The organism is Microcoleus sp. PH2017_34_RAT_O_A (assembly GCF_020737885.1).
GTDB lineage: Bacteria > Cyanobacteriota > Cyanobacteriia > Cyanobacteriales > Microcoleaceae > Microcoleus.
Map to the genome: position 1 here is coordinate 14,834 of NZ_JAEQDD010000018.1, position 16,421 is coordinate 31,254.

Annotated in this window: 12 protein-coding genes; 9 read left to right on the top strand and 3 right to left on the bottom strand. The window is 44.0% G+C overall.

Annotated features, from left to right (window positions below; all coding sequences use genetic code 11):
- Positions 1-10: 10 nt before the first annotated feature.
- The 4 genes from JGK11_RS08905 to JGK11_RS08920 all read left to right on the top strand — a co-directional run bounded on the left by JGK11_RS08905 (position 11) and on the right by JGK11_RS08920 (position 4,241).
- Complete coding sequence (locus tag JGK11_RS08905) at positions 11-403, top strand: response regulator (protein WP_293146959.1); 393 nt, start codon at positions 11-13, stop codon at positions 401-403.
- A complete protein-coding gene (locus tag JGK11_RS08910) occupies positions 400-1,731 on the top strand; it encodes an adenylate/guanylate cyclase domain-containing protein (protein WP_293178044.1) in 1,332 nt (443 codons plus the stop codon). Before JGK11_RS08905 ends, JGK11_RS08910 begins: the two co-directional genes overlap by 4 nt.
- 440 nt (positions 1,732-2,171) lie before the next feature.
- Positions 2,172-3,617, top strand: a complete 1,446-nt coding sequence (locus JGK11_RS08915; RefSeq protein ID WP_293178047.1) for a response regulator — start codon at positions 2,172-2,174, stop codon at positions 3,615-3,617.
- A 228-nt stretch (positions 3,618-3,845) separates the two neighbouring features.
- Positions 3,846-4,241, top strand: coding sequence for a response regulator (locus JGK11_RS08920; RefSeq protein WP_293178050.1), 396 nt, complete (start codon positions 3,846-3,848; stop codon positions 4,239-4,241).
- A 248-nt stretch (positions 4,242-4,489) separates the two neighbouring features.
- Here the strand turns inward: JGK11_RS08920 and JGK11_RS08925 are convergent, their stop codons facing one another.
- Positions 4,490-5,245 carry a 4'-phosphopantetheinyl transferase superfamily protein gene (locus tag JGK11_RS08925; protein WP_293211305.1) on the bottom strand — a complete coding sequence of 252 codons (756 nt, stop codon included), beginning with the start codon at positions 5,243-5,245 and terminating at the stop codon, positions 4,490-4,492.
- Between JGK11_RS08925 and JGK11_RS08930 the strand changes: the two genes are divergently transcribed.
- The 4 genes from JGK11_RS08930 (at position 5,244) to JGK11_RS08945 (ending at position 11,046) form a co-directional block, all read left to right on the top strand.
- Positions 5,244-5,477, top strand: a complete 234-nt coding sequence (locus JGK11_RS08930) for a hypothetical protein (RefSeq protein ID WP_293211308.1) — start codon at positions 5,244-5,246, stop codon at positions 5,475-5,477. The genes JGK11_RS08925 and JGK11_RS08930 overlap by 2 nt on opposite strands.
- Before the next feature lie 932 nt (positions 5,478-6,409).
- Positions 6,410-9,187, top strand: a complete 2,778-nt coding sequence (locus tag JGK11_RS08935) for an ATP-binding protein (protein ID WP_293178056.1) — start codon at positions 6,410-6,412, stop codon at positions 9,185-9,187.
- A gap of 132 nt (positions 9,188-9,319) precedes the next feature.
- Entirely contained in the window at positions 9,320-9,712 is a 393-nt protein-coding gene (locus tag JGK11_RS08940) for a response regulator (RefSeq protein WP_293178059.1), read from the top strand.
- The gene (locus JGK11_RS08945; RefSeq protein WP_293178061.1) at positions 9,709-11,046 is read left to right on the top strand and encodes an adenylate/guanylate cyclase domain-containing protein; all 1,338 of its coding nucleotides are present in this window, start codon (positions 9,709-9,711) and stop codon (positions 11,044-11,046) included. Before JGK11_RS08940 ends, JGK11_RS08945 begins: the two co-directional genes overlap by 4 nt.
- Before the next feature lie 167 nt (positions 11,047-11,213).
- Here the strand turns inward: JGK11_RS08945 and JGK11_RS08950 are convergent, their stop codons facing one another.
- Together JGK11_RS08950 and JGK11_RS08955 are read right to left on the bottom strand one after the other, a co-directional pair.
- The gene (locus JGK11_RS08950; RefSeq protein WP_293196683.1) at positions 11,214-12,524 is read right to left on the bottom strand and encodes a dihydroorotase; all 1,311 of its coding nucleotides are present in this window, start codon (positions 12,522-12,524) and stop codon (positions 11,214-11,216) included.
- Positions 12,525-13,203: 679 nt separating this feature from the next.
- Positions 13,204-14,553 (bottom strand): histidine phosphatase family protein, encoded by a 1,350-nt coding sequence (locus JGK11_RS08955; protein ID WP_293178066.1) that lies wholly within the window; start codon positions 14,551-14,553, stop codon positions 13,204-13,206.
- Between the two features lie 215 nt (positions 14,554-14,768).
- Between JGK11_RS08955 and JGK11_RS08960 the strand changes: the two genes are divergently transcribed.
- On the top strand, positions 14,769-16,361 hold the full coding sequence (locus JGK11_RS08960) for a type II CAAX endopeptidase family protein (RefSeq protein WP_293191001.1): 1,593 nt from the start codon (positions 14,769-14,771) through the stop codon (positions 16,359-16,361).
- Positions 16,362-16,421 lie beyond the last annotated feature (60 nt).

The following is a 16,421-nucleotide window of genomic DNA, read 5'->3' on the forward strand; positions in this document are numbered from 1 at the left end:
ATTAGCAAAAATGTCTAAACCAATTATCCTGTGTGTTGATGACGAAAAAGTAGTTTTAAAAAGTCTGAAAACGCAACTAAAATCTGCCTTTGGGAATGCTTATCTTTACGAGATAGCAGAAAGTCCCGCCGATGCTCTAGAGTTAATTGATGAATTCACTGACGACGAAATCTCAGTTATCTTGATTGTATCGGATTGGTTAATGCCAGGAATGAAAGGAGATGAATTTCTGATTCGAGTTCATCAAAAATTTCCAAAAACAGTAAAAATTATGCTGACCGGTCAAGCCGATGAAGAGGCAGTCAAGAGGGCTTTTGACGAAGCCAACCTCCATCGGTGTTTGCAGAAACCTTGGTCGGAATCAGAGTTGATCGAAACCATTAAAACAGCCTTATCATTATGACCAAACAAGTCATTATTTGCGTTGACGATGAAAAAACAATTCTGAAAAGTCTTAAAACAGAATTAAAAGAAGCTTTAGGCAATACTTATGAGATTGAAATTGCCGAAGGAGGTAAAGATGCCCTAGAGTTAATTGCTGAATTGCTCGAAGACGGCTATGAAATCCCTTTGATTATCTCGGACTACGTGATGCCTGACATGAAAGGCGATGAATTGTTGCGGCTAGTTCACGAAATTTCCCCCAAAACTCTCAAGGTGATGCTGACCGGTCAGGCGACTATTGAAGCGGTAGGAAATGCCATCAAACAGGCAAAACTCTACCGCTACATCGGCAAACCTTGGCAAACTGAAGACTTAAGATTGACTGTGACAGAAGCCGTCCACAGCTACAGTCAGGATAAAAAACTAGCAGAACAAAATGCCGAACTTCGGAAAATCAATCAGGAGTTAGAAGTTGCTCTGTCACAGCAATTAAAATTAACAGAAGCTGCTAAACGCTTTGTGCCGAATGAATTTGTCTCGCTGCTAAGCCACGATAGCTTGAGCGACGTTCGACTCGGCGACAGCGTGGAAAAGGAAATGTCAATATTGTTTTCCGATATTCGGGATTTTACGGCTCTTTCTGAGAGCCTGACACCTCAAGAAAATTTCAATTTTATTAATTCCTATTTGAGTCGAATGGAGCCAAACATTATTAAAAATCACGGCTTTATTGATAAATATATTGGCGATGCAATTATGGCTTTATTCGGTCAGAGTGCCAGCGATGCCGTGAATGCTGCAATTTCTATGTTGCACAGTCTCGCTGAATACAATCAACATCGCATGAGTTGCAGTTACGCACCTATTAAAATTGGGATTGGCATCAATACAGGTTCATTGATGTTAGGAACAGTTGGGTCAACTAACAGGATGGACAGTACGGTGATTGGCGACGCTGTGAATTTAGCCTCGCGGCTGGAAACTATGACGAAAAGTTACGGGGTGTCGATGTTGATCGCTCAAAATACTTTTTTGCAGTTGACCGATCCCAAAAGTTACTCAATCCGAAATATCGGCTGTGTTCGAGTAAAAGGTAAATCGGATTTGATGACAATTTACGAAGTTTTTGATGCCGATCCACCTGAATTGAAAGAGCGTAAGTTAGCAACTTTACCCGTATTTGTCGAAGCACTGTATAATTACGCTGCTGCTAAACATCAAGAAGCGGCAGAACTGTTTGCGGATTGTGTACGCAAGAATCCCCTAGATAGGGTGGCGCAAAATTATCTGCAACGCTGTCACGAAATGCACGCAATATTGCCCCAAAGTAATTCTGACTTTATTTAATATAATAAATTGAATACATTCCGGTCATTACCAACTATAAATGAACCGGAAATAGGAAAGAAAGCTTTGGATTTGAGTCCATAATCTTATCTCAAGAACCCGGTTTTTTTACTCTCAGAGCGAGAAACCAGGTTCCTTTCAAAAATCCTGGGTTGAGCAACAAAAAATACAGTCATACAGCGGGTTGATGAGCGTCTAGTGCCTAGCAGCGTCCTCTCTTCAGAGAACAGTCTCATACGATTTTCCATTTTCCGATTTGAGATTTGAGATTCGTAATGACTGGCATGAGGGTTGGGATCCTGCATAGAGTCGCATTCTTTTTTTGAACTGGTATCAGTTGAGTGAAAGTCGCGACTATCTTGGCAAATCAGTTGAACTGCGGTAAAATAGTGATTTTAATTGACAGCTCTAAAAAATAACACAAGAGAGTTTAAGCGATCGTGAGCAGCCAGCAAATAGTCCCACCAACGGCGAATATTCTTGTAGTTGACGACACTCCAGCTAATTTGCGCCTTCTCGCTGGGATTTTGACAGAACAAGGGTACAATGTTAGACCCGCACGGGATGGAAACCAAGCTATATCAATTGCCCAAACCATTGCTTTGGATTTGATTTTGCTGGATATTAATATGCCGGTGATCGACGGCTATCAAGTATGCGAAAAGCTCAAAGCGGACGATCGCACTCGCGGCATACCCGTGATCTTCATCAGTGCCTTGAGCGATGTACTGGATAAAATCAAAGCTTTTGGCGTCGGCGGAGTAGACTACATTACCAAACCTTTTCAAGTAGAAGAAGTTTTGGCTCGTGTCGCAACTCACTTGAGTTTACAAAATCTGCAAAACAATTTGCAATCTAAAAATGATGAGCTAGCGGAAACTAATGAGAGATTGAATGCTACTTTGCTAGAATTAAAGTCTACTCAAAACGAACTAATTAATTCAGAAAAAATGGCTGCGTTGGGACAATTAATCGCAGGAATTGCTCACGAAATCAATACTCCATTGGGAGCAATTCGCTCTTCGGCGGGGAACATTTTTAAGTTTTTAGAGCAATCTCTACAGCAGTTGCCTGCACTATTTCAGTCTTTATCTATAGAAGAAGCGGAAATTTTTTTAGCATTAATCAATAGGTCGCTCCAAGAAAAACCCAGTTTCTCTGCCAAAGAAGACCGCAAAGTGAAAAGGCTTTTTATCAGTCAATTTAACTCCGAACAAGTTGCAAAACCCGAGGATTTGGCTGATACGATTGTGGACATGAGAATTTATGACAAAATAGAGCCTTTTTTGCCACTGTTAAAAAGATCTGATAGTTTGTATATCTTAGATAGTGCTTATAAAATATCCGGTATGCAAAGAGGTATGCAAACCATAGCAATAGCAGCAGATAGAGCGGCAAAAATAATATTTGCTCTCAAAGAATACACAGGAGGTCAACCGTCGAGCGATAAGAGTTTAGCCAAGATAGGTGATGGTATCGAAACGGTGTTGACTCTCTATCACAATCAAATCAAAAATCGAGTGAATATAGTGCTGAACCTTCCAGAACTACCCCCTGTACTTTGCTATCCTGACGAACTCAATCAGGTGTGGACAAATATCGTCCACAATGCTTTACAAGCTATGGACTATCAAGGTACTTTAACTATTGACGCGATTGAGGCAGGTGAGCAGATAAAGATTACTATTGCCGATACAGGCAAAGGTATACCGTTGGATATTCAAGAGAAAATATTTGAGCCTTTTTTTACAACAAAATCCTTAGGGGAAGGTAGTGGTTTAGGGTTGCATATTGTTAAACAAATAATTGACAAACATCAAGGTAAAATAGAAGTAAAATCACTTCCCAGACAAACCACGTTTACAGTTTATTTACCGAGGAATTAGTAGCACAAAACTGAAGTCATACCATTTGAGATTTGAGATTTGAGATTTGAGATTGGGAATGACTGATGACTATCAGGGTTTGAATCGCGGGCTTACATTTGCATTCTTTCTTGAAACTGGTATTACGGATCGACGGGTAGCTGTTTCTGCTTTCTTTTTCTCCCAATTCCCAATTCCCAATTTCCAATCTCCAATTCCCAAGTCACAATTTTTAGTGTAAAGAGTAAAATGCCTAAACCAGTAATTTTATGTGTTGATGATGAAATCGCTGTATTGGAGAGTCTCAAAGTGCAACTCAAGTCAGCTTTTGGTACTGAATATTCTTATGAACTGGCCGAAAATGCGATGGATGCTCTAGAAATGCTAGAGGAGCTTACTGAAGAGGAGTCTCAAGTTCTGGTGATTGTATCAGATTGGTTAATGCCCGGGATGAAGGGGGACGATCTGCTGATTTGCATCCACCAAAAATTCCCAAAAATCGTGAAAGTTATGCTAACAGGTCAAGCTGATGAAGCTGCTATTGCCAGGGTAAAAAAGGAAGCAAACCTTCATTCGTGCTTGTATAAGCCTTGGTTGGAATCGGAGTTAATTGAGATCATTAAATCTGGGCTTAAAAAAACTTGAACCCACAAGTAATTATAGGAGGTGATGGTGAGCAAACTACGATCGCAAGTCTGAATTAATATTCCGGGGAAGTATTACTACTTTGCGATCGCACGTCACATCCAAGTCTGGGTCAAACATTTAGGTATTGCACTAAATAACTGTTCGATCCTTCGGACTTCAGTCCTCTCTTTGAAGGTGAAGAAGGACTAAAGTCCTCACTGCGAACCTTTTTAGAAGGACTCGCATTGTTCACTACGAATCATAGCTCAAAACTTCGCTGTCCATTGCCAACAATGAAGTTTCGAGCAATCTCCTGCAACCGCAACAGCCCCGACGATATCTGAACAGGGAATTAATTCAATTAAAGACCATTTCGATGATTCTTCGGGGTTTTGTTCAACATTTAATAGTGCTGCGGGTTCTCCTGGTGTGAGGGTCACATCAAACTCATTCAGGGGAATAGATAATCCTTTTCCGACTGCTTTGATGTAGGCTTCTTTCCGAGTCCAGCAGGCAAAAAAAGCGTGGTTTTGGAGATTTTTGGATAGAGAACGCAGCACGGTGTTTTCTAATGGTGAAAAAAACTTTTCAGCAATCTCTAGACAGGGAAAGTTGGGATTTATTCGTTCAATATCGACGCCAATATCTCGATTTTTGGTAATGGCAATTAGCCCAAGTTCGTGAGAGTGAGACAAATTGAAACGCAGGGTATCTCCACTTTGGGCGACGATGAGAGAGGGTTTGCCGTAGGGGTTGTATTCAAAGCTTAGATGGCTGGGATTTATGTGCAGGTAGCGACTCAGAATTTCTCTCAGCGCACCGCGAGTCACAATAAATTGCGATCGATCTTTTGGAAAGTGAAAACGCTCTGCTTTTGTCTGTTCGTCGGTAGAGAGAGTCTCTGCTAAAGTCCGCACGCAAGATGCCGCTTGAGCCAGAGAGACGCGCCAAACATGAATTTCGTTGATGTCTAATGTCAGGTTTTCTGGTGGGGAATTCCACGAAGGAACAACAGCAGTCATGTATTTGCCCTTTTTTTGGGCTTGGTGGGTCAAAATATCGTCTCTGGCGATGAGACTATCGATCGAACTATGGGGGCTTTGGGCGGTGGAAGTTGTTTGCTTGGCGGATGTGTTTCCCGACGTGAAATCGCCAATTACAAAGGATTATACCATGAGATGTGCTAATTTTTTGCTTGAGTCTGGCGATCGCACTTGCACGCATCGCACGAGTCTCGATATTATTTTGTATTAGGTAGATTTCACGCCCAGAGCGATCGCACTTTTTTGTTGTCAGCGACCTGAAGAAGGAAAATTTAAGCCAATTGGCTTAAACAATTAAGACAAATTGCTAATGTATGTGTTCCCAAAGATGAATATCTTTATTTCAGCTCTCAGGTCAAAAATCCGGAATATTTAGTGTTTGTTTTGCACTAAAAATCCAGATATCCGCTCCCAAGTTCCCTTTTACATAATTACGTTTTTCCGGTTTTTATAGCAAAAATTGTAGCTTTAGGGGGGGGCAAGGATATATTTATTTTTCCTGCGAGCCATCGGGGGCAAAGCTGCCGATCAGCTCGTATTTACAATTTAATAACTTAGGACTCAGCCTAAAAAGTGATTTTACACGCTACTCATAGCCGCAAGTAAGGTGATGCACGCCACACCCTACATCTAGAAGTTCTGCGTCGAGGACTGGAACTGCAACAAATTCCCAAATAATCCGGATATTCACTCTATTTGGTTGTAAAATTAATTACAGTTGTTTTCCTTTGATTCGTTTTGTCAAATAAACTGCGATCGTGATAGCAAATCTAAAGGATGTCTGCTTTTTTCTGTATGCGCGATCGCCAGGATAACTGCCTGCGTATTTACAGCATCATTTTTTTGACAGCACTGAGGAAACAGGAAATACTGTCTGGCGATGCTTGCGAGTAGGCATCCAAATTTTTAAGGTGGATGTCGGCCACCTACAGTAGTACCTGTAACTAAAGTCAATCAAGAAGTATTAGATGGGGCGATCGCTGTTGCCGGACGATTTGCTTGCTATAATACAGCAAAAATCGCTTGCGTGCACTACAGCAAGGCCAAATTCACAATCAGGGTGCTGGGATAACAAATCATAACTTGTTGGGTGCAACTAATTAAATCCAGAAAGTGTTTTCTAAGCAACAAGTTTTTCCAAGCATGACTACTCCTTCAAACATCAAATTTTTACAACCAACCAAATCTGCTGGCAGATTAGTGGTAAAAGCAGTTCGCTCCCTCCCTTTGCGAACAGTTCTGGTAGTTCCATTCGTGGTGCAAATATTCGCAGCAGTCGGAGTTGTGGGGTATTTGTCATTTCGCAATGGACAGCAAGCTGTTAACGAAGTTGCTACCAAATTGCAGGAAGAAATTAGCGATCGCATCTCCGAAAGAATCCAAGCATACATGGCATTTCCCCACCAACTAAATCAATTCAAAGCCAATGCTTTTGAGCTGGGGGATCTCAACTTGCAAAACATTCCGCAAATACAGCGCCACTTCTGGAAGCAACTGCAAACTTTTGACACAGTAAGCGTTACGTATATTGCCACTCCAGGCGGAGATTTTATTGCCGCGAGGCGCACTAATGAGGGAAATTTTTTATTGCAAGAACGCACCGAGCTTACAGACGGCAACATGAATTATTATGCTGCTAACAACCGCGGCGAACCAACGAACTTAGTTAAAGTAAAACCTAAATTTGACCCGCGAGTTCGTCCCTGGTACACAGCAGCAACCGAAGCACAAACGGCAACTTGGAGCAAAATTTACGCCGACTTTACCAGCAAAGGATTGGGAATTACAGCGGCGCAACCGTTATACGACGAATCGGGGCAGTTGCAGGCAATTTTAGGCACTGACTTACTATTTTCGCGAGTTAACGAGTTCCTCCAAAAGTTAAAAATTGGCAAATCTGGTCAAACGTTTATTATTGAGCGATCGGGTGAATTAATTACAACATCAACGCAAGATCCAGTATATTTAATCAAAGGTGAAGAGACAGAAAGAATTCAGGCAACTGCCAGCCAAAACGCCACCATCAGCCTCACTACTAAATACCTGCAAGAGCATTTTGGTAACCTCAACAACATTCAGCAAAACCAACAGCTTAGGTTAAAGATTAAAGACCAGCTACAATTCATGCAAGTTACGCCCATAAAAGATGACAAAGGTTTGAACTGGCTGATTGTAGTAATTATTCCCGAATCTGATTTCTTGGAACAAATTAATACCAACAACAAAACTACTGTTTTGCTGTGTATTGCAGCTTTGGCGGCAGCTATAATTGTCGGTATACTAACAGCTAGATGGGTGACAAAACCAATTTTACACTTAAATGAAGCAGCAAAAAATATTACCAAAGGTCAGTGGGGAAAAACTGTAGAAATAAACCGGAATGATGAAGTTGGCGAACTTGCTAACTCATTTCAAACTATGGCACAACAACTGCAATTTTCTTTTGAGGAAATGCAAAGTTTGAATGCTGAATTATCCGAGAGTAAAAGCCGACTCAACCAAATTTTAGAAGCCGTGCCGGTGGGGATATTTGTAGCAGAACCCAGCGGTAAACCCTACTACGTTAATTCTCGGGCTCAATCCTTGCTTGGTAAAGACATGGTTGACGATATTAAATCTGCTGAAATTGGAGAGGTATATCAAATTTATCTCGCCGATAGCGGGGAAATATACCCTCAAGAAAAAGACCCGATAGTGTGTGCTTTTCGAGGGGCAAGTGTCAATGCTGACGATATAGAAATTCACCAGCCAAACAGGACTATTCCGCTCGAAGTTTGGGGAACGCCAATTTATGATGACAAAGGAAAGGTGAATTATGCAATCGCAGCTTTTACCGACATTACCCAACGCAAAGAATCCGAAAAATTAGTAGCCGAATACAACCGCACTCTCGAAGTTCAAGTTACCGAAAGAACCCAAGAACTTAGAACAGCATTAGAAGACCTACAAACCACCCAACAAGAGTTAGTTCATTCAGAAAAAATGGCTGCTTTAGGACAATTAGTAGCGGGAGTTGCCCACGAACTAAATACTCCGCTGGGTGCGATCCGTTCGAGTGCCGGAAATATGAGCAAATTCTTGGGACAAACCCTCTCCAACTTGCCCGAACTTTTTCAATCGTTTTCTCCCGAAGAAGCCGATAACTTCTTCATGTTATTAAATCAATCGCTGCAAAAAGATATAACTTTGACAGCCAAAGAAGAAAGGAAATTAAAGCGAACTTTGGTCGGTCAACTAGAAGATGAAAATATTGACGAAGCCGATGATATCGCGGACACCTTAGTAGATATGGGGATTTATGAAGCGGATGACTTTATGTCTCTGTTGCAAAAACCCGATCGCGAGCTAATCTTAGACATGGCTTACAAACTCACAGAAATCCAGCGAGGCACCCAAACAATTAATACCGCAACGGATCGAGCATCAAAAGTCGTCTTTGCTCTGAAAAATTATGCCCGACACGACTCTTCAGAAGTGATGATTCAATCGGATTTAGTTGACGGCATAGAAACCGTACTTACCCTTTATCAAAACAACTTGAAACACGGGGTAGAAGTATTGCGAAACTTCCAAGAAATTGAACCTGTACTCTGCTACCCCGATCAACTAAATCAGGTGTGGACAAATCTCATCCACAATGCCCTGCAAGCGATGGATAATAAAGGTACATTAACTCTGGATGTTTTTCAAGAAAGCAATCGTGTCAAAGTGGCTGTCACGGATAGCGGTAAGGGAATTCCTGAAGAAGTTATCTCGAAAATATTCCAGCCTTTCTTCACAACTAAGCCACCGGGAGAAGGCACAGGTTTAGGGCTTGATATTGTCAGAAAAATCATTGAAAAACATTGCGGTACAATCGAAGTTGCATCGGTTCCTGGCAAAACGACTTTTACCGTTTCTATACCCGTCAATCCCGGATAACCTCTTTGAGGGTAGGCATTGCTCTTATCGCTTCTGCAACTTGCGTTATGCGTTTTTTTGGGGACAGTGCCTGCCCAACAAACTAGAGGATACACTCAATGGCAAACAAAGAACGGCTGAGAATAAAAAAGTATGTCTAAACCTGTTATCCTGTGCGTTGACGACGAAAAAGTAGTTTTGAAAAGTCTCAAAACTCAACTCAAATCAGCTTTTGGCAATACCTACGTTTATGAATTAGCGGAAAATCCCGCCGATGCTTTAGAATTGATAGATGAATTTAATGATGATGATACAGCGATCATCTTGATTGTTTCTGATTGGTTGATGCCGGGAATGAAAGGAGATGAATTCCTAATTCGCGTTCATCAAAAATTTCCGAATATAGTTAAAGTGATGCTGACAGGTCAAGCAGATGAAGATGCTGTTCAAAGAGCATTTGACGAAGCTGATTTGCACCGTTGCTTGCACAAACCTTGGTCGGAAGAAGAGTTAATTGAAACCATTAAAACGGCTTTATCGCTATGAGCAAACAAGTGATTATTTGCGTCGATGACGAAACTACGGTTCTGAAAAGCCTCAAAGCTGAATTAAAAGATGCTTTAGGCAATACTTACCGGATTGAAATTGCGGAAGGAGGTGAGGATGCTCTAGAGTTAGTTGCCGAACTTATGGAAGACGGAGAAGAGATTCCTTTAATTATCTCCGACTACGTGATGCCTGATATGAAAGGAGATGAATTATTGAGGCGGGTTCATGAAATTTCTCCCAAAACTCTCAAGGTGATGCTAACAGGGCAGGCGACAATTGAAGCTGTGGGAAGTGCGATCAAGCACGCGAAACTCTACCGCTATATCGGCAAGCCTTGGCAAACTGAAGACTTGAAATTGACCGTGACAGAAGCCGTTCACAGCTACAGTCAGGATAAAAAACTAGCAGCACAAAATGCCGAACTGCGAAAAGTGAATGAGAGGTTAGAAATAGCCTTGGAACTGCAATCACAATTAACTAAGGCTGCCAGACGGTTTGTGCCGAATGAATTTGTCTCGCTACTAAGCCGTGAAAGCTTGGTTGATATCAAACTCGGCGACAGCGTGGAAAAGGAAATGTCTGTCTTGTTTTCTGATATTCGGGATTTTACGACTCTTTCTGAGGGAATGACTCCTCAGGAAAATTTCAAGTTTATTAATTCTTATTTGAGCCGCATGGAGCCAACGATTATTGAAAATAACGGTTTTATTGATAAATACATTGGCGATGCAATTATGGCTTTGTTCGGTCACAGTGCCAGCGATGCTGTGAATGCTGGAATTTCTATGCTACACCGTCTCGACGATTACAATCAACACCGCGTTAATGAGGGCTTTGCACCGATTAAAATTGGGATCGGTATCAATACGGGCAACCTGATGCTGGGAACTGTTGGGGGAACAACGAGGATGGATAGTACGGTGATTAGCGATGCGGTGAATTTAGCTTCCCGCGTGGAAACGATGACGAAAAGTTACGGGGTATCGATGTTAATTACTAACAATACTTTTTTACAGTTAAATGTAAGTGAATACCAAAAATATGCAATCAGAAATATTGGTCGAGTTAGAGTTAAAGGCAAATCTGAGTTGGTGACGATTCATGAAGTATTTGATGCCGATCCGCCGGAAGTTAAAGATGGCAAGTTAGCAACTTTTAATATATTTATAGAGGCTTTGTGGAACTATAGTGCGAGCAAACATAAGGAAGCGGCACAACTGTTTGCTGAGTGCGTTCGCAAAAATCCGCTCGATCGCGTAGCACAGAATTACCTGAAACGTTCTCAGGAAATGCAGTCACTATTAACTGAGGGTAAGTCGGATTTTTTTTGATTGTTTATTAGTCCTATCAAATGCGGTTTGATCGTTCGGAGTTTAGTCTTTAAATCCCAATACGCTTGGGATTATAAAGTCCGATCGGCAAAATGAGAGTGAAAAACAGATACGCTCGATTGCTTCGTTCCTCTCGAAGGACAAATCCTAAGCCAAGCGTATTGCCCTTAAACCCAAGTTTGTAGAACTTTTCCGGCTATTTGCTGTCCCAACCAAGGTGTGTTTGCCGATCGCGATTTCAGACTGCGCCCTTCAACCGTCCAAGTCATGAGCGGGTCGAACAAAATCAGCTCAGCAGAGGCTCCCAGCGCCACCTTCGCGGGGGTTTGACCGAGACAAACGGCGGGGCCTGTACTCAACACTCGCCACAGTTCTAAAGCGGAAAATTCACCAGTTTCTACGAGTCCGTGCCATAACAGAGGTAGCGCTAATTCCAAGCCGATCGCCCCTGGGGGACTATCCGCAAAAGCCACGGTTTTTTCTTCGTAAGTACGCGGATTGTGGTCGATCGCGATCGCATCAATCACCCCATCTTTCACAGCTTGAATTAAGGCTAATTGGTCGCTCAGATTGCCTAACGGCGGTTCGAGGTGTAAATTCGGATCGTAGGGAACCGAAGCAGTTAGAGCATTTTTGCCAGCGGAATCTTGAGAGTTTCCTGAGATTGCGCCGACATTTAACAGCAAGTGCATCCAAGTTACACTCGCAGTCACCGGTAAATCCCGCGCTTTGGCATCTCGAATCAATTCCACGCTTCGGGCGGTTGAAACGCGCATGATGTGCACTCTTGTTCCCCCAGATGCCACTAACTCCAGGATTGCCGCCAAAGCCGATGTTTCTGCACTTGCGGGAATTCCTGGTAAACCCAAGCGCACGGAGACTGCACCTTCCCGCGCGGCGCCATTTCCGGCTAAAGTGCGATCGCACGGCCACAAGGCGATCGACTTATGCAAGGGCTGGATATACTCAAGCAAACGCCTCACCAGAGCCGGATTAGACAGCGGGAAACCGTCCGCAAACCCTACTATTGGAGAGGAGGCCAGCTCCCCCAACTCGGCCATCTGCTGCCCTTTAACGCCCGCTGTCAGCGCGCCCCAAAAATACAAGCGGGGTAGGGAGGGCGATAAATTGCGGATGTGTTGTTGCAACAAGGCTAAACCGGCCAAGTTGTCCACAGGTGGGGATGTATCGGGCAAAATTGCTAGGCGGGTAAAACCGCCAGCCGCCGCCGCCTGCATTAAGGATTCTAGGGTTTCTCGTTCCTCAAAACCCGGTTCTCCGCTATGACTGTAGATATCGGCTAATCCTGGCCCTAAAATTAGGCCTCGGCAATCCCGGACTTCTGTGTCGGCGGGAATTTCGGTGATGTTTTCTTGGATTGCTGCGATCTGATTTTCGGTAATTAGAATGTCAGCGGTGCGATCGATCTTTGAAATTGGATCGATTACTCTTATGTTTTGTAGCAGTTCGCGATTCATATAGAAGGAAGAGGGAAGAAGGAAGAAGGAAGAAGGAAGAGGGAAGAGGGAAGAGGGAAGAGGGAAGAAGGAAGAGGGAAGAACGAACCGCGAAGACGCTAAGGACGCGAAGCAAGAGGGAAGAAAGGCAAGGGTTTCTGCAATTGATGTTTCGTGGTTGCTATTAAAATTCAGACTTTTGTCCGGCGAAGCGTGGGGGAGGGTATTGGTATTCGTGTTAACTTAAGCTTTAAACGTGCTATCAATCTACTGTTTGATAATTAGGCCTTCGATCCCCCCGCATTCTTGCCCCCTACTCCCTCTTAAGAAGCAGGGCGGTTTTATTGTCCGAAAAATAAATCTGAAACTACTGAAAGCATCGCTCAAACGTCGGGTGGCGTATTAGACGCAACTGTCATATTAATCAAGGTACGTAGTTGGGCTTGGGCCCTCTTTATAAATACGTCTAAAGAGGGCTGAAGCCCAACTACGTACCTATTTCTATGATGACTATAAAACCACCCTGCCTACTCCCCCTTAAGAAGGGGGGAACCGGAAGCACTCTTGCAGCCCCCGGATAGTCTGAGGACTTTGATAAGGCTCTTGTCCCCCCCCTTAAGAAGGGGGGTTAGGGGGGATCGAGACTACGCTAACAGCGAGATTTATCAAGGATTTTAGACTTAAGTTAACACCTCAAAAATTACAGTGCTCCGGCTGCTGTTTGATCGAAAACACCGCCACTTAAATGAGTTGTGATATTCATCGCCTGCAATACGGGCAAACCATCGGGGCCGTGGGGATAATCAATCACGCTAACCGCGCCGTTTCCTTGTTTGAATTTCCAGAAATGTTCGGGTTCTAAGTTGAATAGGTGGCAGAGAAGGGCTTTGTTGACGGCATCGTGGGCAACTACAATTCCTGTACCGCTAACTGATTTTACAATTTCTCGCCACGCTGCGATCGCCCTTGTCCAAACTTGCTCTAAATTTTCTCCTTCTGGCATTTGCACTTTTTCGGGAGATATTTTCCATTCTTCGAGCAAACCTGGATAGGATGCTTCTATTTCTGATTCAAATTTTCCTTCCCAAAGTCCGTGGCTAATTTCGCGCAATTCGTCGCGGAGTTCGAGTTGCAAATCGCCGTGATATTTGAGAATAATTTCGGCAGTTTCTTTCGGGCGCAGCATGGAACTGCTGATGGCAAAATCTAATTTTACATCCTTAAGAAATTCTGCGGCTTGTCGAGCTTGTTCGCGGCCGTTGTCGTTGAGTGGTACGTCTATTTGTCCTTGAAATTTACCTGCTCTATTCCAGTCTGTTTCGCCGTGACGCACTAGCAACAAGCGCGGGCCGCTGTGTCCGTCCCTCGGTTTGGGGAAGATTTCTCCGGTATGGGCGGTTAAATTCAGCGATTCTAATTGAACAGCAATTTTATTGTTGGACTCTGTTTGTTCATCGGCAGATCCCAAATTGATGACACTAATTCCGCAATTTGATTGTTGAATTGATTGATAGTAATCTGGGGCGATTTCTGAAGCTGTGGCGATTAGGGCGCGGTTGATTCCGTTGTGACCTACTACTAGAATTGTGCCAGAAGTGTGGCGTGATAAAAGTTCTTTCCAAAACTTGCGGGCGCTAGCAAAAACGGCTAGTACCGGAAAGTGTTCGATTTCTCCTTCGGGGGAGGGGATTTTCATGGAAAATTTGTCGGGATGTTGTTGCCATTGCTGATATGCTTCGGGGAATTGGTCGATCGCCTCTTGACGCAGCATTCCTTCCCACAATGGCAAATCGATTTCCATCAATTTATCAGTTGGCTGGAGTTGTGGCGGATTTGTCAAGCGCGACAGGATGATTTCGGCTGTTTCTTTGGCTCGTTGCAGGGGACTTGTATAGGCGGCATCAAAGGTGATACTGCTCAGGATGTCGCCTACTTGCTTTGCGCCGGCGCGGCCTGCTTCTGTCAAAATTGATTTATCAAGGCGGCCTTGGATGCGACGTTCTTGATTGTATGTGCTTTTGCCGTGACGGACTAAGATAATGCGGGTCATTCGATTTTAGATTTTAGATTTTAGATTTTAGATTTAGCCTGTTACTGAGTCCGTGGGTGCTGGTGCGTACCTTACCCAGTCTTCGGGTGCGAGGCGAGTCAAAAAGATTAACCAGTGAAATTTTACCAGGTGGCGGGATACTCTCGGCTGCAACGACCTATGATTAAAGATGGGAAAGAGTTAGACACAGATTTGCGCGGGACGGAAAACCAGGAATGACACTGAAGCGGATAATTTTAGGTATTTTAACGGCGATCGCGATCGCTCTGGTCGGTTTATCTTTACTTGCTAGTTGGAGTGAACCCCAAATCCAAAGCCGGCTGGAACTCTATCAGACAAATTTGCTGCTGCACGCCTCGGAGTGGCAAGGAGAAAATAATCAGGGTGCTAATTTAAGTTCGGCGCGCAACAATATTATCGGTTCCGATCCTCTAAATACGGCTTTAACGCAGTATAAAGACGCGCGAGATTCGACTCAAAAAACTCTCGAAACAACTCAAGCACAATTCAAACAAATTCCGCCGACTCTCGTCTCAAAGTCGGAAAATTCTGCTCTCAAATCGGCACAACAAAAGGCTGTGCAAGAGTTGACAAGCCAACAGTCAGCGCTGCTAAACGAACTTGACTTGCGATTGGGAGTTTTGCAGGCAAGCAGCGGCAAAACGAAGGAGGCGATCCAAACTTGGCAGGGTTTAGTTACGCGGTACAAAACTGAAATTGATGCCGATCCTTCCGTGGTAACTGCTCAGGTTTTAACGGGAATTTGGAGCAATCCGCCTCAACTTTTGCCGGATGCTGAGCCGCGCATTCAAAAGTCTTTGGATGGGTGGTTTCGCTATCGCGCTCTAGCACAACTTTACAAGCTGCAAGAACGTTCTAAAGAGCTGGTGGCGCTGCAAGCAGCAGAGCAAGTAACGGCTGAGCAAGCTATAGAAAAGTTGGCAATTGTTGTTGGCGTTCCGGCTATATCTCTTTGTATCGGCACGGTTTTGCTGGTTGGTTTGAGCGTGCAGTGGCTGTTGCAGCGCCAGCAGTTAGATAAGGCAGGTTCGGGGCCACTGTTGGCGCGCAATGCCAGCTTGACTTGGGATGTGCCTTGGGATGGCGAGATTGTTTGGCAGGTGCTGGTGGTCGGCTTTTTCTTTGTCGGGCAAATCTTGATTCCCTATTTTTTGCTGCCAGTTTCTCTAGCTGTTCTTAAGCTGAACCCTGCTACTTTTGACGGGCGCGAAAAGGCTTTTTATATCTTTGCTACTTATTTGTTGCTGTCGGCTGGCGGGCTTTCGGTACTCTATTTTTCGGTCAAGTCTTTTTTGCCTTTACCTGATGGTTGGTTTCGGATAGATTGGCGGGAAAATTGGTTTTTGTGGGGCTTTGGTGGCTATTTTGTAGCTTTGCCTTTGGTGGTTGTGGTGTCGCTGATCAATCAACAATTATGGCAGGGACAAGGCGGCAGCAATCCGATTTTGCCGATCGTCCTTGAAGGTAGGGACAACGTGGCTCTGGCGGTGTTTTTCGGCACTGCTGCGATCGCCGCTCCGGTTTTTGAGGAAATCGTGTTTCGGGGCTTTCTACTGCCTTCTCTGACTCGCTATTTGCCTGTTTCCGGGGCGATCGCAGCTTCGGCTTTTTTGTTTGCGGTGGCTCACTTGAGTGTCTCTGAGATTCTGCCTTTGGCGACTTTGGGCGCGGTGTTGGGGTTTGTGTACACGCGATCGCGCAATCTCCTCGCCCCCATGCTTCTCCACAGTCTTTGGAATAGCGGAACTCTCTTGAGTCTGTTTCTTTTGGGCGGCAGCGCGGGTTAATTCGGGCGGTTGTTAATAATTGTAAATAAACCGGGCTTTTGTGACATCTATCGGCATTGT

Bases quoted from the DNA above. Each gene is read 5' to 3' on its own strand.
- JGK11_RS08910 (WP_293178044.1), top strand. From the start codon at position 400: ATGACCAAACAAGTCATTATTTGCGTTGACGATGAAAAAACAATTCTG.
- JGK11_RS08955 (WP_293178066.1), bottom strand. From the start codon at position 14,553: ATGACCCGCATTATCTTAGTCCGTCACGGCAAAAGCACATACAATCAA.
- JGK11_RS08920 (WP_293178050.1), top strand. From the start codon at position 3,846: ATGCCTAAACCAGTAATTTTATGTGTTGATGATGAAATCGCTGTATTG.
- JGK11_RS08925 (WP_293211305.1), bottom strand. From the start codon at position 5,245: ATGACTGCTGTTGTTCCTTCGTGGAATTCCCCACCAGAAAACCTGACA.
- JGK11_RS08950 (WP_293196683.1), bottom strand. From the start codon at position 12,524: ATGAATCGCGAACTGCTACAAAACATAAGAGTAATCGATCCAATTTCA.
- JGK11_RS08960 (WP_293191001.1), top strand. From the start codon at position 14,769: ATGACACTGAAGCGGATAATTTTAGGTATTTTAACGGCGATCGCGATC.
- JGK11_RS08930 (WP_293211308.1), top strand. From the start codon at position 5,244: ATGTATTTGCCCTTTTTTTGGGCTTGGTGGGTCAAAATATCGTCTCTG.
- JGK11_RS08940 (WP_293178059.1), top strand. From the start codon at position 9,320: ATGTCTAAACCTGTTATCCTGTGCGTTGACGACGAAAAAGTAGTTTTG.
- JGK11_RS08905 (WP_293146959.1), top strand. From the start codon at position 11: ATGTCTAAACCAATTATCCTGTGTGTTGATGACGAAAAAGTAGTTTTA.
- JGK11_RS08935 (WP_293178056.1), top strand. From the start codon at position 6,410: ATGACTACTCCTTCAAACATCAAATTTTTACAACCAACCAAATCTGCT.
- JGK11_RS08945 (WP_293178061.1), top strand. From the start codon at position 9,709: ATGAGCAAACAAGTGATTATTTGCGTCGATGACGAAACTACGGTTCTG.